20 protein-coding genes are annotated in these 17,549 nt (G+C 45.8%); 8 read left to right on the top strand and 12 right to left on the bottom strand.

Annotation, left to right across the window (positions count from 1 at the left end; all coding sequences use genetic code 11):
- Nucleotides 1-123 precede the first annotated feature (123 nt).
- Genes OCU49_RS18795 through OCU49_RS18785 form a run of 3 tightly spaced genes read left to right on the top strand, consistent with a single transcriptional unit; the run spans nucleotide 124 to nucleotide 4,624 of the window.
- Nucleotides 124-549: a hypothetical protein gene (locus OCU49_RS18795; protein WP_261842089.1), complete on the top strand. Its 426-nt coding sequence runs from the start codon at nucleotides 124-126 to the stop codon at nucleotides 547-549.
- On the top strand, nucleotides 539-1,732 hold the full coding sequence (locus tag OCU49_RS18790; RefSeq protein ID WP_261842088.1) for a porin family protein: 1,194 nt from the start codon (nucleotides 539-541) through the stop codon (nucleotides 1,730-1,732). The genes OCU49_RS18795 and OCU49_RS18790 overlap by 11 nt, the downstream gene beginning before the upstream one ends.
- A 15-nt stretch (nucleotides 1,733-1,747) precedes the next feature.
- Entirely contained in the window at nucleotides 1,748-4,624 is a 2,877-nt protein-coding gene (locus tag OCU49_RS18785) for a bifunctional diguanylate cyclase/phosphodiesterase (RefSeq protein WP_261842087.1), read from the top strand.
- 90 nt (nucleotides 4,625-4,714) lie between these two features.
- Here OCU49_RS18785 and OCU49_RS18780 read toward each other — a convergent pair whose 3' ends face one another.
- Nucleotides 4,715-5,032 (bottom strand): PA2817 family protein, encoded by a 318-nt coding sequence (locus OCU49_RS18780; RefSeq protein ID WP_261842086.1) that lies wholly within the window; start codon nucleotides 5,030-5,032, stop codon nucleotides 4,715-4,717.
- Nucleotides 5,033-5,220: 188 nt separating this feature from the next.
- On the opposite strand from OCU49_RS18780, the gene OCU49_RS18775 reads away from it, so the two are divergent.
- The 5 genes from OCU49_RS18775 to OCU49_RS18755 all read left to right on the top strand — a co-directional run bounded on the left by OCU49_RS18775 (nucleotide 5,221) and on the right by OCU49_RS18755 (nucleotide 8,923).
- Nucleotides 5,221-6,141 carry an ABC transporter ATP-binding protein gene (locus tag OCU49_RS18775; RefSeq protein WP_261842085.1) on the top strand — a complete coding sequence of 307 codons (921 nt, stop codon included), beginning with the start codon at nucleotides 5,221-5,223 and terminating at the stop codon, nucleotides 6,139-6,141.
- Between the two features lie 42 nt (nucleotides 6,142-6,183).
- Nucleotides 6,184-6,957: an ABC transporter permease gene (locus OCU49_RS18770; RefSeq protein ID WP_261842084.1), complete on the top strand. Its 774-nt coding sequence runs from the start codon at nucleotides 6,184-6,186 to the stop codon at nucleotides 6,955-6,957.
- Between the two features lie 20 nt (nucleotides 6,958-6,977).
- Complete coding sequence (gene queF, locus OCU49_RS18765; protein ID WP_261842083.1) at nucleotides 6,978-7,817, top strand: NADPH-dependent 7-cyano-7-deazaguanine reductase QueF; 840 nt, start codon at nucleotides 6,978-6,980, stop codon at nucleotides 7,815-7,817.
- A gap of 61 nt (nucleotides 7,818-7,878) precedes the next feature.
- Nucleotides 7,879-8,436 (top strand): nitroreductase family protein, encoded by a 558-nt coding sequence (locus OCU49_RS18760; protein WP_261842082.1) that lies wholly within the window; start codon nucleotides 7,879-7,881, stop codon nucleotides 8,434-8,436.
- Nucleotides 8,437-8,446: 10 nt separating this feature from the next.
- A complete protein-coding gene (locus OCU49_RS18755) occupies nucleotides 8,447-8,923 on the top strand; it encodes a YiiD C-terminal domain-containing protein (protein WP_261842081.1) in 477 nt (158 codons plus the stop codon).
- An 81-nt stretch (nucleotides 8,924-9,004) separates the two neighbouring features.
- Here the strand turns inward: OCU49_RS18755 and OCU49_RS18750 are convergent, their stop codons facing one another.
- The 11 genes from OCU49_RS18750 to OCU49_RS18700 all read right to left on the bottom strand — a co-directional run bounded on the left by OCU49_RS18750 (nucleotide 9,005) and on the right by OCU49_RS18700 (nucleotide 17,445).
- Nucleotides 9,005-9,571 (bottom strand): peptidylprolyl isomerase, encoded by a 567-nt coding sequence (locus OCU49_RS18750; protein ID WP_261842080.1) that lies wholly within the window; start codon nucleotides 9,569-9,571, stop codon nucleotides 9,005-9,007.
- Nucleotides 9,572-9,580: 9 nt separating this feature from the next.
- On the bottom strand, nucleotides 9,581-10,351 hold the full coding sequence (locus tag OCU49_RS18745; protein WP_261842079.1) for a DUF4197 domain-containing protein: 771 nt from the start codon (nucleotides 10,349-10,351) through the stop codon (nucleotides 9,581-9,583).
- A 12-nt stretch (nucleotides 10,352-10,363) separates the two neighbouring features.
- A complete protein-coding gene (locus tag OCU49_RS18740) occupies nucleotides 10,364-10,627 on the bottom strand; it encodes a hypothetical protein (RefSeq protein ID WP_261842078.1) in 264 nt (87 codons plus the stop codon).
- An 85-nt stretch (nucleotides 10,628-10,712) separates the two neighbouring features.
- Entirely contained in the window at nucleotides 10,713-11,471 is a 759-nt protein-coding gene (gene hisA, locus OCU49_RS18735; protein WP_261842077.1) for a phosphoribosylformimino-5-aminoimidazole carboxamide ribotide isomerase, read from the bottom strand.
- An 82-nt stretch (nucleotides 11,472-11,553) separates the two neighbouring features.
- Nucleotides 11,554-12,675: a lipid A deacylase LpxR family protein gene (locus OCU49_RS18730; RefSeq protein ID WP_261842076.1), complete on the bottom strand. Its 1,122-nt coding sequence runs from the start codon at nucleotides 12,673-12,675 to the stop codon at nucleotides 11,554-11,556.
- Nucleotides 12,627-13,163, bottom strand: coding sequence for a disulfide bond formation protein B (locus tag OCU49_RS18725; protein ID WP_261842075.1), 537 nt, complete (start codon nucleotides 13,161-13,163; stop codon nucleotides 12,627-12,629). Before OCU49_RS18725 ends, OCU49_RS18730 begins: the two co-directional genes overlap by 49 nt.
- Before the next feature lie 84 nt (nucleotides 13,164-13,247).
- The gene (locus tag OCU49_RS18720; RefSeq protein ID WP_261842074.1) at nucleotides 13,248-13,595 is read right to left on the bottom strand and encodes a YdbL family probable chaperone protein; all 348 of its coding nucleotides are present in this window, start codon (nucleotides 13,593-13,595) and stop codon (nucleotides 13,248-13,250) included.
- Nucleotides 13,596-13,605: 10 nt separating this feature from the next.
- On the bottom strand, nucleotides 13,606-13,773 hold the full coding sequence (locus OCU49_RS18715) for a YnbE family lipoprotein (protein WP_261845263.1): 168 nt from the start codon (nucleotides 13,771-13,773) through the stop codon (nucleotides 13,606-13,608).
- A 111-nt stretch (nucleotides 13,774-13,884) separates the two neighbouring features.
- A complete protein-coding gene (locus OCU49_RS18710; protein ID WP_261842073.1) occupies nucleotides 13,885-16,353 on the bottom strand; it encodes an intermembrane phospholipid transport protein YdbH family protein in 2,469 nt (822 codons plus the stop codon).
- Nucleotides 16,354-16,389: 36 nt separating this feature from the next.
- The gene (locus OCU49_RS18705) at nucleotides 16,390-16,791 is read right to left on the bottom strand and encodes a hypothetical protein (RefSeq protein ID WP_261842072.1); all 402 of its coding nucleotides are present in this window, start codon (nucleotides 16,789-16,791) and stop codon (nucleotides 16,390-16,392) included.
- Between the two features lie 12 nt (nucleotides 16,792-16,803).
- A complete protein-coding gene (locus tag OCU49_RS18700; RefSeq protein WP_261842071.1) occupies nucleotides 16,804-17,445 on the bottom strand; it encodes an O-methyltransferase in 642 nt (213 codons plus the stop codon).
- Between the last annotated feature and the right edge of the window lie 104 nt (nucleotides 17,446-17,549).

Here is a 17,549-nt window from a genome sequence, read left to right as displayed (position 1 = left end):
AAAACAAAATATTATCAGCATATTCTTTATGTTTCCGTTTTGGGATGTTTCCTGTCTGTGGATTATGTTCAGGTTACTGCCCCTTACTTATACTGAAACAACGATAATCTGACAGGTAACGCAATGTTAGCGGTGATACGGAGATCAACACTGTTATTCATATTGTGCTTCAGTGCCCTGAATGCTCAGGCAGGCGCTGTTATTGTCAGTTCTGATGTTAATCTCGATGGTGTTAGCCGTCAGTCTCTGTTATCTGTTTTTTCAATGCGCCTCAGTTATTGGCAGGATGGTTCGCCGGTTGAAGTCTATGTTTTTGCCGATGATGATCCGGCGCATCTGAATTTTACTAAGCGCTATCTGGGTGTTTTCCCTTATCAATTACGTAATGTCTGGGACCGGGCGGTTTTTACCGGCTCTGGAGATGCGCCGTATCAGGTGCTTTCTACAGAAGAAATGCTGGAGAAAATTTCTACCGGTAAAGGTGCTATAGGTTATATAGAGCAAGACCTGACTGGAACGGAGAACGTGAGGGTCGTTTATGAGTATTAAAGATTGTGGTGTCTTGCTGAGTGGCATGTTTTTACTGGCGTCAGGCGTGTCGGCACAGGAGCTAAGTGTAAACGGTTTTCTGACACAAGGTTTTTTCTATACCGATAAGAATAATATTTATGGTAATAGCTCTGATGGCAGCCTGGATTTCAGAGAGATAGCTGTTAATACCCGTTATAGGGTACTGCCTCAGCTACACTTGGCGGGGCAATTTATGTCACGTCGGGCGGGGGCCGTTGATGATGGCTCACCACAGATTGATTATGCGCTAATGGATTACCGGATTGAAGATACAGCAGTAGCGCAATACGGCCTTAGAGCAGGGCGTTTGAAAATACCTTTTGGTTTTTATAATGATACCCGAGATGTGGCATTTACCCGGCCTTCTATTATGTTGCCGCAGTCGCTGTATTTTGATCAGGCGAGAGATTTGGAGCTGTCCGTTGATGGGGTGGGAGTTTACGCAGGTACGAGTCTTGGAAGTGGGAGGTTGGACTTTGATCTGGTCTACGGGATGCCTCGTAAAGATGAAAATGTTGAATATGCATATCTGACGTTTGATGCCAGTGGTCGCTTTGCTGACTCTGAAGGAATGATGTTCCGCAGCATTTATAATTCTGAAGGAAATCGCTTCCGGGCAGGTATAACTCTGGCTGAGTTTAAGCTTGGTTATGAGCCGCTAAGTGGTAATAGTTTTCCGACTGATCTCAAGGAATTTAACGCAGGAGATCTGAAGGTAAATGTGACCGTTCTTTCTGGTCAGTACAATACGGAAAAGTGGACATTTACATCAGAATATATGCGGCAAGAAATTGACTGGGGTGAGCTGGGCGGAGTGTTTAGTCAACGGCCCAGAACAGAGTCAGAGTCTTACTATCTGCAGGCACAATATCGTTTTGCCGTGAACTGGGATTTGATAGCCCGGTATGATGTACTTTATCTGGATAAGTCCGATCGAAATGGAGCCGCTAACAGTGCTGCTTTTCGCCGGGCTGAACATAATTTTTTTGCTAAAGATCTGACACTTGGCGTTGGTTGGCGCCCTGATCCTGCCTGGTTAGTTAGGGCTGAGTATCATTATGTTGATGGCACTGGCTGGCTGCCAGAGCAGGATAATCCGGATAATTCAAAACTGGAGCGGTACTGGAATTTATTCGCTCTGCAAGTGACTTATCGGTTTTAAGGATGAGGCTGTAGGATGGTGGAAGCGGCTCGGTTTATCAGTTTAAAGTGGCGAATATTTTTTATTTTGGTGCTGGTGCTGATTACTGTACAGGGAGCATTCGCGTTATTTTCGATGTATCAGTTAGAGCAACAGTTTAGCCGGCAAAGGGAGCATGTTAACCGTGCAGAAGTCGGGCGTTTAAATGGCTCGCTGGATGTCTCTTATGAAAGGCTTCTGGAAACGGCTGAACTCATCTCTATCGATGCCCGTAGTTTGAATGCAGAGCAAGATGATGCTCTGGCTGGGTTTCGCACCTCAATTGAGCGGCGGTTTAATGCCTTACAACTAAGTGGCTCGGTAAATTCCATCTACCTGTACGATCAGCGTGAAGAGTTGATCAGTTTCTGGGGAGATAAAGTCTCAGTTCCTGAGAGCTATATACAACAGGTTATTACAACAGAGCGCCCGGTCAGACAGCTGGTATGTAATTCTGTATGTGTGCGTTATGTATTATTGCCGCTACTGCTGGATGATCATCAGGTGGGTGTGATGATGGTAAGCAGTTTTCTTTATGATGTCATTTATAACATCAAGCAACAGACCTTACTGGATATTGGTTTAGCGCTGGGCGCGCCAGAGCAGGCCGGTGAGTTGCATGATTGGGGATTGCTCATTAGTTCGCTGACAAACAGGCAGCGTAATCAGCCAATACTGGAGTTCCTGAGCAATCAGAAAGAATTCCATGCTGAGGGTAGTGTGTATCGGATCAGTTATCAGGACCGGGACTATGAAGTGCTTTTCGAACCTCTGCCAGGGGTTGCAGCCGGAACTGCATATTGGTTGGTCCTGGATGACATTTCAGCTGACGTTAAAACCATTGAAACCACCTTATTTAATTATCTGCTAACAGGTCTGCTGGGTATTTTTGTTGCCAGTGTTTTGATGGCGATGACCTTAAGACGTCCACTGGCATTCCTGGTTGCATTAGCTCAGCACTTGCCGCTGCTTAGCCAGAGTGAATATAAACAGATGCGTACCGAGTTGTTGAAGTTTAATCAGCCGGGGCGTTGGTTTGGTTATGATGAGCGGGATATCGTATTACATAGTACGCTTGATCTGACAGGGCAATTAGAACGGCTGGAAACAGTCGTCAATCAGCGAACTGAAAGTCTTGAGAAAAGCCGGTTTGAATTGGGTAAGGAACGGGATTTCCTGATGAGTTTGCTGGAAAGTGCACCTATGTTGATTCTGACTCAGAATAAGCAGGGTGAGCTGCATACTCTGAATCATTTCGGTATGCAGTTATTGGGTTTAAAGCAAAACCAGCAAAGTCAGCTGAGCTTTTTTGATTTACTGCAGAAGGATAATGAAAGCCAGGAGTATGTCTCTCAGTTAGAACGCCTTATGTCAGGTCTGGAGAACCAGGTGCGTACCGATAATGTTCTTTTGGATGCGGCAGGCAATCAGCATGATATTTCATGGCTACACGCTAAGTTAAGGCAAGAGCAGGGCGCTCCGATGATTCTGTCTATCGGTATGGATATCAGTGACCGGAAGCGGGCTGAGCGGCGGCTGCATTGGTTAGCTAATCATGATCCTTTGACGGAAAGGCCAAACCGGCAGTTTTTTATGAGCTGTCTGAACAACGCTATTGAAAAAGCACGGATATCCTCTGGCAGTGTTGCTGTTTTGTTTATCGATCTGGACCGCTTTAAAGAAGTAAATGATTCGCTTGGGCATACAGTCGGTGATCAATTACTGCTGATTGCTACGCAACGTATTAATGATTGTATCCGTCAGACTGATTTGCTGGCCCGTTTGGGGGGCGATGAATTTACCGTTTTACTGAGCAGTGCAAGGGATATGGAGGGTGTTCAGCTTGTCGCCAATAAAATCTTACAGGCATTTCAGCAACCATTTTTAATTGAAAAATATGAAGTGGTTGTGACGGTCAGTATCGGTATAAGTGCTTTTCCTGATCACGGTAACGATGGCAGCAGCCTCATTAAGCATGCGGATGTTGCAATGTTTCAGGCGAAAGATGCAGGTAGGAATGGGTATTTCATTTACGATTTTGAAAAAGATAACCAACGCTTCGAACGTTTCGCTTTAGGTGCTGATTTGCGTAAAGCAATCCAGAGTGACCAATTGGTACTGCATTATCAGCCTCAGATTGATGTCCGTACCGATATGGTTGTCGGGGTTGAGGCTTTGGTTCGCTGGCAGCACCCGGAAGCCGGTTTGTTGGGTCCGGACCGTTTTATCTCTTTAGCAGAAGAGCTGGATTTGATTATTCCACTGGGAGAGTGGGTATTACGGGAAGCTTGCCAGCAGATGAGCAGTTGGTTGAAAAAGGGCTTCCCTATAATGCGGATGGCAGTAAATCTGGCTGGCCAGCAGATTGCTCATGAACAACTTATTCCAACAATTGAGCGTGCGTTGAAGGATGCAGACTTAAATCCTGAATATCTGACGTTGGAAGTAACTGAAAGTTTTATTATACGGCAGCCTGAAGTATCCATAGGTAAGCTGACATATCTTCGGGACCTGGGTATTTCTCTGGCGATGGATGACTTCGGTACAGGTTATTCATCCTTGAGCTATCTGAAGCGTTTACCGATAGAGAAGTTAAAAATTGATCGCAGTTTTATTCAGGATATTGGTGAGGATCAAAGTGATGAGTCGATTATCATGGCAACAGTAGCTATGTGTCAGTCATTACAGTTAGAGATCATCGCAGAAGGTGTAGAAACCCAGCAACAACTGGATTTTATAACTGCACTGGAGTGCCATTATGTGCAGGGATATTTTTACAGTAAGCCGCTGACTGCAGAGGCGTTATATGCGTTTGTCGATGCTCGTAATCAGATACCTGATAATTCAGGCATCAGATTACCGGCAGAAAGCTAACTCTTGGCTTGAGCAAAACACTCTCAGGGTTTAAGAGACAGACTTACATTTTTGGCTTAAGCGATTGCTTAAAGCACGTCATACAAAAGCTCAGTGTAGCTGTTCTTCCTGGCGGGTAAATTCAGCAATTTCGTCGTCTGTTAGAAAGTGCAGGCATGAGCCGCCCAGACGCCAGAGAAGTTCCCGGGGAATTACATGGGTCAGGTTAGGGTGCATGACAAAAAAGTGAGCGATAGTTTCCTGTGCCAGGTAAACATAATCTTCATTCGCATTAATGGCTTCGTAGATGTTTTCAAAGCGATGCTGCATAGCAATAATGGCATCTTCACTGCCTGTCGCCTGAAGGCCTTTTTCAAGGGTGCTTTCTAAGGCGCGGAATGCTTCGGCTATTTCTTCACGTGGTGTCATGAGAATCTCAGTGTTTATATATGCTGATAAGCAGCAATTGGAAGTCGCGGCAAATTTAACAGCTTCATTATGATCTCACAAGAGTATAGCTATTAGCTGAAGCCTGCTTGAAATTTGCATGACTTATCCCCACTTATGATGTTCTTGCCGGAGCGTATTCAGCGCTTCTTTAGCTAACAGGAAATCGCATGACCAGTGCATTAACCATACAGGATCTTCGTAAAGTTTATGGCAATGGCTTTGAAGCTTTAAAAGGGATTTCGTTCGAGGTACAGCAGGGGGATTTTTTTGCTTTGCTTGGGCCTAATGGCGCAGGTAAATCAACGACCCTGGGAATCGTCTCTTCTCTGGTTAATAAAACCTCTGGTCAGGTATCAGTGTTTGGCCATGATCTGGATAAAGATCCGGCAGCGGCAAAGCGTGAACTGGGGGTAGTACCTCAGGAATTTAACTTCAATATGTTTGAGAAGGTAAAAGACATTGTTACCACTCAAGCAGGTTATTACGGTATTGCGGCAAAAGAAGCGTCTGAAAGAGCGGATCACTATTTAGAAAAACTGGGACTGTGGGAAAAGCGTAATGATATTTCCCGGATGCTCTCAGGTGGTATGAAGCGACGTCTGATGATTGCCCGTGCACTGGTGCATGAGCCACGCTTGTTGATTCTGGATGAACCGACAGCGGGTGTGGATATCGAATTGCGCCGTTCCATGTGGGAGTTTTTGCAGGAAATTAATGCTGAAGGTACGAGCATTATTCTGACAACTCATTATTTGGAAGAGGCCGAGCATTTGTGCCGTAACATTGCGATTATTGATCACGGTGAGATTATTCAGAATACGACTATGCGTGCTTTGTTAGCACAGCTGAATACCGAGTCATTTGTGATGGACGTAGCGCCAGCTTTACAGCAAGCACCCCGTTTAGAGGGCTATAACGTTAGCCTGGAAAGTGATTTGAGCCTGCTGGTGGAGGTGGAAAAGAATAAAGCTATGAACCCCATTTTCAGTCAGTTAGCGGAGCAGGGGATTGAAGTGACCAGTATGCGAAACAAAAGTAATCGCCTGGAAGAGCTGTTTGTATCCTTAGTCGATAAGAATCTTAAATAATGTACTGCCTTTGCGGTTCTGCAAAGTGATACGGGAAACCAGATGAGTAATAAAGAGCTTTGGGTCGCATTCATGACGATCGTAAGTCGTGAGATTCGCCGGTTTACACGGATATGGGGGCAAACCTTGCTTCCGCCGGCAATTACGATGACTTTATATTTCATTATTTTCGGCAACCTTATAGGTTCACGAATCGGTGAAATGGGTGGTTTCGATTACATGGAGTATATCGTTCCGGGTCTGATCATGATGTCGGTTATCACTAATTCCTACAGCAATGTTGTGTCGTCGTTTTATAGCACCAAATTTCAGCGACATATTGAAGAGTTGCTGGTTTCGCCGGTACCAAACTGGGTAATTCTCAGTGGTTATGTTGTCGGTGGTTCGGTCCGGGGGCTGGGGGTTGGCTTTATTGTTACCTGTCTGTCTATGTTTTTCACAGATCTGCAGATTCATAATCTTTGGGTCATGGTATCGGTGGTATTGCTGACGGCGATTCTGTTTTCCCTGGGCGGTTTTATTAATGCTGTATTTGCCAACAGTTTTGATGATGTGTCTATTATTCCGACATTCGTACTTACACCGCTGACGTATCTGGGGGGCGTATTCTATTCGATAAGCCTGCTACCTGATTTTTGGCAGGGGGTATCTCAGTTGAACCCGATTCTGTATATGGTGAATACCTTCAGGTACGGCATTTTGGGTGTAAGTGATATTGATGTGGTTTTTGCCTACAGCATGATTATTGGTTTTATTCTGGTATTGTTTGGCTATTCGTTACATTTGCTTAGTTCAGGGCGTGGAATTCGTCACTGAGTATGGCTGGTTGAGATGATATGAAAGAAATTGAAGAAAGTTTACATCACGCGCCTTTAGGTGCTGATACACAGTATGTTAACCAGTACGACTCTGGATTATTGTATCCGATTCAGCGAAATCTGAACTGGCAGGCCCGGGGTGTTGAACAGAAGACTTTGCCTTTTAGCGGAGTAGATATCTGGAACGCATATGAAGTTTCCTGGCTGAACCAGAAAGGTAAACCTGTGGTACGGCTGGCAGAGTTTCGTATACCGGCTGATTCCACGCATATTATTGAATCCAAGTCATTCAAGTTGTATCTGAACTCTTTTAACCTGACTGCTTTTGCTGCTGAGGCTGATGTGCTGCAACGCATGCAGGCTGATCTTTCAGAAGCGGCTGGTGCTGAGGTTGACGTTAAGTTGCTGGCATTAGATGGCGCCGGCCAGGTGAGTCAGTTTAGGGGGGAGTGTATTGATGAGCTTGATGTAGATATTACAGATTACGAGCCCAATGCGGATTGTCTGGTGCTGCGTGAAGGCGATACTGACGATGTAGTCACTGAGAGTCTGTATAGCCATTTACTTAAGTCAAACTGTCCTGTAACCGGTCAGCCTGACTGGGCAAGTATTGTTATTGAGTACACTGGTGCTCCAATTTGTCGTGAAGGATTTCTTAAATATCTGGTCTCTTACCGTGAGCATGGCGATTTTCATGAGCAGTGCGTAGAGTCAATTTTTATGGATATCTGGCAACAGTGTCAGCCGCAGAATCTGACTGTTTACGCCCGATATTTGCGTCGCGGTGGGTTAGATATTAATCCCTATCGGAGCAGTCAGGCAGTCACGCCTGAAAACCTTCGGCTCAGCCGCCAGTAACCGCTTGTTTTGGAGGCGCAGGTTGCTGCGTTTCCCGTATTTCTTTTTATAAGGATCTTCTATGGATGCGTTAACCAATTTGCAGCAGCGTTTTTCTCAGCCTTTGTTACAGGAACCCGGCCCGGATGCCTCTCAGCTGGAAAACATGTTTGCCGCTGCAATGCGTGCACCTGATCATGCGGCGTTGCGTCCATGGCGTTTTCTTGTAATTGAAGGGGATGCGCGTCAGGACCTAGGTGAGCTGTATGCCCGGGCGGCTTTGCAGGCGAACCCTGAAGTAAGTGAGGATGTATTAACCCGCAATCGTAAAATGACATTTCGCGCGCCAACTATCGTTGTTGCAATAGCGTCTGTTACTGAGCATCCGAAGGTTCCCGCCAGTGAGCAGTTAATTGCTGCGGGCTGTGCGGTACAAAATATGCTTTTAGCTGCTAATGCACAGGGTGTCGGCGCTATGTGGCGTACTGGCGGTGTGGCATATGATCCTGTCGTGAAGGAAGGTTTGGGACTGAAATCTAACGAAGAAATTATTGGCTATGTATATCTTGGTACTCCGAGTAAAGTCCGTAGTGCGCCACTGCTGGATAGCAGCGAATATGTTAGCAGCTGGCCAGCTTAAGTAGACGTATATGTCAGATTCACTTCTGAATAGCTATCTAGACACTGATCCGGAAAAATTTTTACCCTGGTTACAGGAACAGATTCCCCTGCTAAACCATATGGGGATGAAGCCATTACACTTTGCTGATAATACTTTAGTGATGGCAGCTGAGTTGGCGCCGAACGTAAATGATAAAGGCACGGGATTTGGTGGTTCTTTGGCGACCCTGGCAACTTTATGCGGCTGGGCGTTGGTCACACTGAAGCTGAGATCTGTAGGGCTGGACTGCGATGTAATGATTCGGGATAGCCAGCTGAAGTATCTGGCGCCTGTCACCGGAGATTTCGCGGCACAGGCAGAGCTTCCGAAGTCGGAATGGCCAGGCTTCATTCATTATTTGCAAGAAAAAGGGCGAAGCCGGGTGACACTTAACGTTGTTATTATGCAGCAGGGAGAAAGCCCTGCACTGACGTTAACAGGTACTTATGTTGCTTTAATACGCTGAAGGCTGCGTTTTAATTACTAAGCATTAACAAAAAAGCCTGCATTCTTAGCAGGCTTTTTTGTGTAACAAACAGACCACTAATCAGGAGCGTTCAACATTGTTAATAGTAATACTGTTAACGGGAACGTTTTGGAACCTGCCGCGGTTTCCTGTTTTAGTTTTGCCAATTTTTTCAACGACATCCATACCTTCAATTACCTGACCAAAAACTGCATAGCCAGCTTTGCCCGGTGTGCCGTTCAGGAAGTGGTTATCTTTCAGGTTAATAAAAAATTGTGCAGTAGCGCTGTCCTCAATCTGAGTGCGGGCCATCGAAATACTGCCTTTTTTGTTAATGAGTCCATTTGCTGATTCGTTAACAATTGGTGGCAGCGTTTCTTTCATCGTCATGTTGCTGGTGAAACCACCGCCCTGAATCATGAAGTTATCCATTACTCTGTGAAACACAGTGCCCTGGTAAAAACCATTTTCAACATAAGTAAGGAAGTTTTTCACAGTATGTGGCGCTTTTTCAGGGTATAGCTCCAGCTTAATAACGCCTTCTGATGTAGTCATGGTGACAACCGGGTTATCTGCAGCAAAGACATTGCTACATATAAGCAGCATTCCGATCAGCAAACCGCTGAGTTTAGTCATCAGGTGTTTCATGGGCTTTCCTTATTTAAAAACTTGTTTGAGGAGTTCGGTGGTACGTGCCGCCGGATTTTCGCGGATTTTCTTTTCTTCGGCAGCCAGCATATTAAATAAACCGTCCAGTGCACCGTTGGTGACGTGATCTTCCAGGTTATATCCTTTTGCTACATCGCCAACAAGCGGCACCTTATTAGCTTCCTGGCTAAGCTGGCCGTAATAGCGGGTAGCGCCTACCTGATCCATTGAGCTTTTGATGGTGGGTTTGAATAACTCTGTCAGACGGGCAGACGTTTTATTGCGAAAGTATTCAGTTGCGGCGTTATCGGGACCATTGAGGATTTTTTCAGCATCTTCAATGCTCATCTCTTTAATGCTTGAGACAATAATCTCTGTTGCCTGGGGGGCTGCTTTCTCTGCAGCACGGTTCATGCTTAGTTCGAACTGATCAACCTGATCGCCTAAGCCAAATTTACGTAGCAGACTGCTGGCTTTATCAAGTTGCTCCGGAAGCGGGATACGCGCCAGAGCGTTAGACATATACCCATCAGTCTGGCTGAGAGATTCCACTGCCCGGCGAGAACCAACATCGAGCGCGTCTTTTAAACCGGCAACCAGAGTGTTGTAGTCCAGTCCGCTACCTTTACTGCCCGAATCTGTTGCTGACTGGGTAGTTTCTTTAAGAATGTCTTTGCTAGCGCTTTCGACTTCTTTGAGAAGGTCGCCAAATCCGGCCTGCACAGGCAAGCTAAGTAATGTCGCTATAGCGGTGCTGAGAATAATGTTAGATGTTTTCATAGTGATGTCCGTTTACAAAATGGCGAAGCTGCCAAGTCCGATCAGGCCGAGTAACACTGGTGAAGTGATAATAGCAATGATAGTCAGCAGTAGTGCCAGAAAATTATAGCCAAGGCCAGCCGGGCTGCCTTTAAATATGGCCAGTAAAAAGCCAGGCAGCATGAATAAAACGGCCAGAGGCACAAAAATAATGCCCCAGAAAAAGATTCCGGCGATTGCCATCGCGCAGCTACAGATACCTGCACCTGTACCGGCAGAAGAAGCGGTCGTTGTCATACTGTTCAGATTCTTTTTCAGAGCTATACCATCATCGCCGGAGTAAGCTGAACCGGGCGTTTATGATCCCGGTCCTTTTATAATCTCAGTGTTGATTGTTCCAGTTAATACAAGCTTCAAGTGAGACACCTTTACCACCGAAAATATCCAGCGCGCTACCAATCGTCAGATCTACTTTGCCGGCGGACAGTGTGTTAACCAGCTTCAGATCATCCAGACTGCGTGCACCGCCTGCATAGGTCACAGGAATATTACAGGCTTGGCCAAGCAAGCTAACCAGGTCTTCATCAATTCCTGCTTGCAGGCCTTCCACATCAGCGGCATGAATAAGGAATTCTGCGCAATGCTCGCTGAGTGATGCCAGCGTTTCTGCGTTTACCTGTGTATCAGTCACTGTTTGCCAGCGGTCAGTGGCAATGTTCCAGCCGGATTCTGTTCGGCGGCAGCTAAGATCCAGTATCAGGCGGTCTGCTCCGGTAATAGTCTTAATTTCTTCCAGGCGCTGCCAGCTAAACTGGCCGTTTTCGAATAAATAAGAAGTAACAATTACGTGGGATGCGCCAGCTTCAAGATACTCCGCTGCATTACCTGCATTTACTCCGCCACCAAACTGTAGCCCCTTAGGCCACTGAGCCATAGCGTTGAGAGCCTGCTCTTTATTACCGGGACCCAGAGCAATAACATGACCTCCTGTGAGGTTATGCTGGCGATAAAGCTTGGCGTAATAACCGGCATCATGCTGGCTGACAAAGTTAGTGTCAGCGCCCTGATCGTTCAGGCTGCCACCGACAATTTGTTTTACCTGACCTTGGTGAAGGTCGATGCAGGGGCGAAATTTGGTCACAAAATTACCTATTCAATCAGTTAGATACAGAAGTATTTAGAAGGCGGCATATTATCATAAGGCAATTAGTGCCGCCGGTTTATCAGAAATTATATGTAACAGAGAAGGATCCGTAACTATGGCTGTGAGGCTGGCCTTTAAATTCTTTGGTTCGGAATATCTGAGCATAGGCAAATTTCCAACGGCCATTCAGCATAGCAACACCAGCAGCAAGATCTCCGACGAGATATTCTTTGTCAATTGAATGACTGTTGCTGAAGGTATTACCGTCCAGAAAAATATCTCTGGCAACCAGTCGGGCATCGGCGGATAAAAAAGCATGTACGCTGGTGGTGGTGCCTAATTTGTAGCGCCCGGGAGCGCTGTTATCACCACCGGGGCGAAGTGTTGAGGTACCAAAGTCGTTTGGTAAGTTCCAGCCAATACGAAGCTCTGCACCGGCGTTAAGATAAGTTGCGACATTACCCAGACTAAAGCCGCTGTGATAAATGATGTCGTAATTTATATCATCAACCAGTTTATATTCACTCTGTCTGTATTTAGTTTCGTAAACAAACTGCACGCCGAGTTCGTTGTGTAGCTGGTTATCCCAGCCTTCGAATTTTTCAAATCCACGCAAGTCGTGAATAAAGTCCTGAGCTTCCTGGCCAAGGGCGGCAGGACCAACAATGCCTATATTTAACTGTGTTGAATCCATCCAGCGATCATTGTTTTGGTTGTAGCCTACCCCCAGATATAACCAGCCGGCGTAAGGGCGATCATCCGGATCAACAGTTGTACGGTTTATATCGCTAGGGGTGTAGATTTGCTGGCCAAAGGTAACCACCAGATTACGGTGTGTATCTTGCGGATTGATATTGGGGTTGTGCCAGTTCAAGAGTGGATTAATCAGGCTGTTATAGGTGCGAATCCATTCAGGCAATTCCGGATCATCCAGAAAACTGGTGAGATCGCCCGTCACGTAGGAAGCGCGGATACCATTGGTATAGTTCTGATCTGTTTCGGCAAATAAGTCATTTTCGAAATACAGATTCAAAGTACCGTTTTCGGCCCATTCGGGTGCCAGAGGTTGCGGGTCTTCAATAATAGGTTCTGCTGCCTGCACAGCACTGGTAAATAATCCGGCGCTGCATAGCAGAGTAAGGAGGCCGGATTTTAGCGGAAGAAGGCGTCGCGCCTGGCTTTTTTCGTCATTAATTTCCATACAACAACCGTCAGCCCGGCAAGGGCGATCAGAGAAAGATGCGCGTAGCTTAACACGCCGAGCTGCCAATCCTGTACAGGGCAAACAGATGCTTTTTGATAAGCGCTTACAACACTATCAAGGTTGTTTATATTTAATACATTGATGATCGGTTGGGAACATTGTTCAGCTGCTGTACGTGATTCTTGTGCTAGATTGCGCATACTGGCAATAGCTGCGAGTGCAATTAACAACAGGTTAAAAACTGAAAATAACCGTTGTAGCCAACCAATGCTGTTAAATATAAAGCCCAGAAAGAACAATCCTGCCATCGCTACAAATGTCAGGCGGGTGACAGTGCATAAGGCACATTCTGTTAAATTAATCTGTGGGTTGATGTAGATATTGATAGCGGCTAAAATACCGGCACACACTACAAATCCCAGCAGGTTGTTCGATCGATAAGAGGGGCGTCCTGTTACTCCAAAGATGCTCACTTCTTTACCCATTCACTGTTAGGAAAGTCTTACACGGCGTGCCTCTTAGGGCACTTAGTCTGCGCTAGTTTCACCGCGAAAGCTTTCAGATTATTTTTATTTTCTTTGCCATTGGCCATTACTGCGCTGGACATATTCGCCTTTCTTGGCGCGTTGTTGCAAGCGTTCACCTATACGAATTTCAATTATTTTTAATTCGACACCGGCTTTTTGTGCTTTGGCTGTATATGCAGCACGGCGCTTGCGGTTGATATCATCAATCAGACTTTTAGCAGAAGCATTGCTGTTATTGATCAGTCCGAGATAGCCGTTTGACTGTTCGCCGATGAGCCCTTGTGACTTGGCTTCATCAAGATTCAGGGCCCAGGCACTGTTGGCCAGGCTGAGCATAAAAGTTAGCAGGATAAGCGGCTTTAGGACGTTTTTGAATACATGCTTGATCATTATAAGGCTCCTAAAATAAGTCACTGTTTTCGGAGAACAGGTCATCAATTTCTTTATCAACTTTCACCAGAATCTCGTGCTCAATTTTAACATTGAGATTTATTGTGATGGGTTCGTTGGGAACAGCTACCTGTACTGTAGGAGCGCAGGCGGATAATAAAATGCAACAGCCGAGCATTAGGCCAGTCTTGCGCCAGAATTTTGTAACCAAGTTTATAACCATCGGTCTCTCCAGTACCTGTTAGAACCCGTGCAGGACTGACTGGTTCCCATCTAAAGGTTCTTTCGCTTAACGGTAACGCTTCTCAAGGCTGCGAGTCAATTTGTTCGTGTATTGTAACGCCTTGATTAACTGTAATAAGTTCTCTTCTATGTTGATGCTTAAGTCTACTTTTTGTCCGGCGTTCCAGTCAGGGTTCATACCCTGTAATCTGGTGTTTAGCCGGGTGCTGCCATCTGGCTGGTAATTCATGCCAATATTCAGTTGCGAATATTGCAGGTTCTCCAGCGCTTTGAAAGCCGTTCCCAGCCCTGGTGTTGTACTGGCAAGACTGGTTAGTTCAGGGGTAGGCTGAAATTTAATCCAGCCGGTGCCAATATTGCGTATTTGGCCATCATTAACCTGGAAGCCTGCGGTATTTTTTTCCAGTGGAATACTCCCCTGTAAAATCCCTTCACCGCTAAGACCTTCCTGTTGTTCCAGTGCAAGTACATCTTTGAGTTGGATGTTGTTCAGGGTTAGCCTTGTATTTAACTCAAAAGACTCGTCGACTGTGAAGTCATCAGCAATTACTTCACCACCTAATAATTGTGCATGAGGTTTGGTTAACCTCAGCTGTAGGCGTTTGGGATTGCCTTTTTCAGGCCGTAGTTGATAGTTACTGCTGAATTGTTCAATGGGGATGCCGGCAGCTATGAAGTCGACACTCAGGTTGCCATCGTCACGTAGCTTGCCCCGGAGGCTGCGACGCAAGTCAGAATGCCAGTTCAAGCCTATCCAGGAGTTCTGTTGATACTGACCGTTCAGTCCTTCAATGCGCTGCCGTAACCGCAGTGCAAGGCGGTTATTTTCATAATGTAAGGCGCCCTGATGGAATAATTCGCCGTCACTAAATGTTAACTCGTCGGGCATCGTTGGATAATAACGTTTAATGAGTGTTTCTATGCCGGTAAGTGATGGCAGTTTGATTTGCCAGTTGGCAGTCATCAGAGGCTGCTTGCCTGCTTCTTTCAGAGTGCGAGAATTGCCCCGAATGCGTTGCTGACCCGCAGGCAAAAGTATGTCGAACAGGGTTACATTAAATTGTTGTTTTAAATCTAAGGCGCTGGCCTGTTGTTGTAACTGCCAGCGGTTGTTCAAATTTGCCATTGGTAAGCTGAAGTCGGGGTGGGTCACTCTGATATCCGCACTGTTCAGTGTGCCGCTGATATTCAGTAAATCACTGGAGCAGGGGGCCGTTATGCAGAGTTTAAATTCGTTTGTTGTTAATAGAATGGGTTGATGGCTCATCTCTAAAGCCGTTGATTGAGAAATTATCTTATTGTTTTGACTGTGCAGAGTGAAAGTGGTCTTAGGTATATTCAGCTGTGTCAGGTCAGTTAAAGGCAGTTCAATATCAACAGGCTCCGACAGAGTAAGACGTACGCTTTTACTCTGTAATGATGGTGATCGTAAGTCGCTGACTGTGAACTGATTATTATCTGTCATTGTTATATGAAGTTTATCAGGCGTAAGTGTGGCTGAGGCGTTTAACTCAAGTGCTGCTGTGCCTGAAATATCCTTAAGACCTAACGGGGTAAGAGAAGCAGGAGGAATGCTCAGGCTTATCTGTTGTTTGCTTTCAGGCTGCAGGCTTTGTAATGGTAGCGACGGGTTGTATTGCGGCTGTAAGCGGGTTTGTCCTGTGATGATAAGTGTACCTTTTAGCATCGGAAGAATTTCCTCTGGAAGGAATTGCTCTGCTGAGTGCTTTAGTAACAAAGGAGATAAAAAGGCCGCTATATTTTCCAGCTGTAACTGATGCTCGGCATTAAGCTGGATTTTTGTACCTAACTGTAAACTCCCCTGGCTGCTTAACAGAAGCTGGTTCTGAAACTGTATTTTTAAATTGAAGGGTGAAAGCAGTATTGATGCCTCAGAAGAGTCTGTTTGCTGTGAAAGGTGTGTCTTTAATTCAGCTTTCAGGCCTTCGAAGCCCGGATAGCCGGGAAGATATGTGATATTGCTGCTCCAGCTTAGGTGGCCGTCAGAAAAGCGTAAGTTGTTCAGTACACGGCTAGTGAATTCAGGCTGGCTGCGTTGGATACTGACATTTGTTAGTTGGATACTATTGGCTGGTATCTGGCTGATAATTGCAGGAGATAACCAGGGGCTAAGATCTACCTGGGTTGTTGCGTCAGAGGAAGTGGCTGGTAACTGAATGTCGGCACTTTGCAGACTGATTTGTTCGAGCTTGCCTTCGGTGAATAAGCGGGGCAAATTCCAATCAATATTTAGCTGGTGGATTTGAATTCGGGTATTTGTGTCAGATGGGGATATTTGTTGCAAACTGAGAGCATCAATTTGCCAGCCAGTTGTTCCGGGGGCGGCCCCTTTGATTTCGGTAATCTGCCAGTTATGTTCCTGGAGCCAGCGCTCAGCAGCCCAGGGAATTAGTTGCTGCCAGTAAAAATAACTGGCAGCAAAGGCGATAATTAGCGCTGAAATAAAAGCGATAAACAGGGCTGATAACAGAATTCGGGCTGTGTGTTTGATCAATATCCGTCCTCCCTGTCTGTTATGGCGTTTGTCGTGTCAGTCTTCGTCCAGTTCCAGTTCGTACAATCTGTCTACGGCGTCTTTCAGGTGAAAGATAACTTCAGTGTAGGCGTCGGTATCAGAGTCGATGTCTAAATCACTTAACCTATCTGCGGTTTCTTCCAGGGATTCGCCGGCATAGCTGATATTTTTATCGAATAACAGCCAGAAAATCAGTCCGTAAATATCGTTTCGGGTCTCAACAGTATCCAGATCCTCAAGATATTGATCCCGAATATATTGTAACTGGCTATACAGTGGCTGATTGGTGTCCGTGTCACGGTAAAGCGCTAAAAGTTGTTCTGCCGAGCTGATTAATTGTTCGTTAGCGCTAAGTGGCCGGTCAGTATCAGAAGTAAGGAGCTCTGGCTGTTCGCCTTCACGTAAAATGAATTTCATTCTGACTCCGGATCAGCGAACTTTGCGGACGACGTTGAGGCCGTCGCGAACTGTCAAAAAGACATTTTCAACGTCACTGTCCTGAGCGATACGGCGATTAGTTTCAACTAAAATGTCATCGATGTCGGATTCGGGCTGTATAACTTTACCGGACCAAAGAACGTTGTCGAGAACGATCAGGCCACCGACACGGGTCATCGCTTTAACTTCTTCGTAATAGTTCAGATAGTTACGTTTATCTGCATCGATGAAGGTGAAGTCCAGCTCCAGATCCAGTTCGCGGATGGTCTCCAGCGCTTTGCCGAAAATCACTTCGATTTTATGACCATGTTCGCTGCGGTCATAAAAGGTCTTCGCGAACTCGATAGCGCGTGGGTTCGTTTCGCAACAAATTAACTTGCCATCATCAGGCATACCTTCAGCAATCGAAAGTGCGGAGTAACCAGTGAACATGCCTATTTCAAGAGCAGTCTTAGGTTGGTGAATTGCACTTAGCATTTTTAGAGTACGACCAACCAGGCGTCCGGAAAGTTTTTGCGGCCAGCCCATATTTTCGTTGGTTTTGTCGATTAATTCCTGCAGCAACGGTGGTTCTTCAGCGGTGTTGATAAAGGCGTAATCTTCGATACTTTCGTTAACCAGGTACTGGCTCATAATGTCTCTCTTTGGACGGCAGTTTTGCAGGAACACTCGCTGGCAAATAAATCTGCTGTTTTGTGCACTAAAAATTCGCCGCATAATAACATTTTGGTTGGCTT

The sequence above is a fragment of the Aliamphritea ceti genome, assembly GCF_024347215.1.
GTDB lineage: Bacteria > Pseudomonadota > Gammaproteobacteria > Pseudomonadales > Balneatricaceae > Amphritea > Amphritea ceti.
The sequence above is the reverse complement of the archived record's forward strand: the minus strand, read 5'-3'. Positions and strand labels throughout refer to the sequence as shown.

Coding starts and splice junctions, on each gene's coding strand:
- OCU49_RS18780 (WP_261842086.1), bottom strand. CDS start 5,032: ATGACACCACGTGAAGAAATAGCCGAAGCATTCCGCGCCTTAGAAAGC.
- OCU49_RS18775 (WP_261842085.1), top strand. CDS start 5,221: ATGACCAGTGCATTAACCATACAGGATCTTCGTAAAGTTTATGGCAAT.
- queF (WP_261842083.1), top strand. CDS start 6,978: ATGAAAGAAATTGAAGAAAGTTTACATCACGCGCCTTTAGGTGCTGAT.
- OCU49_RS18760 (WP_261842082.1), top strand. CDS start 7,879: ATGGATGCGTTAACCAATTTGCAGCAGCGTTTTTCTCAGCCTTTGTTA.
- OCU49_RS18730 (WP_261842076.1), bottom strand. CDS start 12,675: ATGGAAATTAATGACGAAAAAAGCCAGGCGCGACGCCTTCTTCCGCTA.
- OCU49_RS18700 (WP_261842071.1), bottom strand. CDS start 17,445: ATGAGCCAGTACCTGGTTAACGAAAGTATCGAAGATTACGCCTTTATC.
- OCU49_RS18785 (WP_261842087.1), top strand. CDS start 1,748: ATGGTGGAAGCGGCTCGGTTTATCAGTTTAAAGTGGCGAATATTTTTT.
- OCU49_RS18745 (WP_261842079.1), bottom strand. CDS start 10,351: ATGAAAACATCTAACATTATTCTCAGCACCGCTATAGCGACATTACTT.
- OCU49_RS18790 (WP_261842088.1), top strand. CDS start 539: ATGAGTATTAAAGATTGTGGTGTCTTGCTGAGTGGCATGTTTTTACTG.
- OCU49_RS18750 (WP_261842080.1), bottom strand. CDS start 9,571: ATGAAACACCTGATGACTAAACTCAGCGGTTTGCTGATCGGAATGCTG.
- OCU49_RS18795 (WP_261842089.1), top strand. CDS start 124: ATGTTAGCGGTGATACGGAGATCAACACTGTTATTCATATTGTGCTTC.
- OCU49_RS18705 (WP_261842072.1), bottom strand. CDS start 16,791: ATGAAATTCATTTTACGTGAAGGCGAACAGCCAGAGCTCCTTACTTCT.
- OCU49_RS18740 (WP_261842078.1), bottom strand. CDS start 10,627: ATGACAACGACCGCTTCTTCTGCCGGTACAGGTGCAGGTATCTGTAGC.
- OCU49_RS18715 (WP_261845263.1), bottom strand. CDS start 13,773: ATGCTCGGCTGTTGCATTTTATTATCCGCCTGCGCTCCTACAGTACAG.
- OCU49_RS18755 (WP_261842081.1), top strand. CDS start 8,447: ATGTCAGATTCACTTCTGAATAGCTATCTAGACACTGATCCGGAAAAA.
- OCU49_RS18770 (WP_261842084.1), top strand. CDS start 6,184: ATGAGTAATAAAGAGCTTTGGGTCGCATTCATGACGATCGTAAGTCGT.
- OCU49_RS18725 (WP_261842075.1), bottom strand. CDS start 13,163: ATGGGTAAAGAAGTGAGCATCTTTGGAGTAACAGGACGCCCCTCTTAT.
- OCU49_RS18720 (WP_261842074.1), bottom strand. CDS start 13,595: ATGATCAAGCATGTATTCAAAAACGTCCTAAAGCCGCTTATCCTGCTA.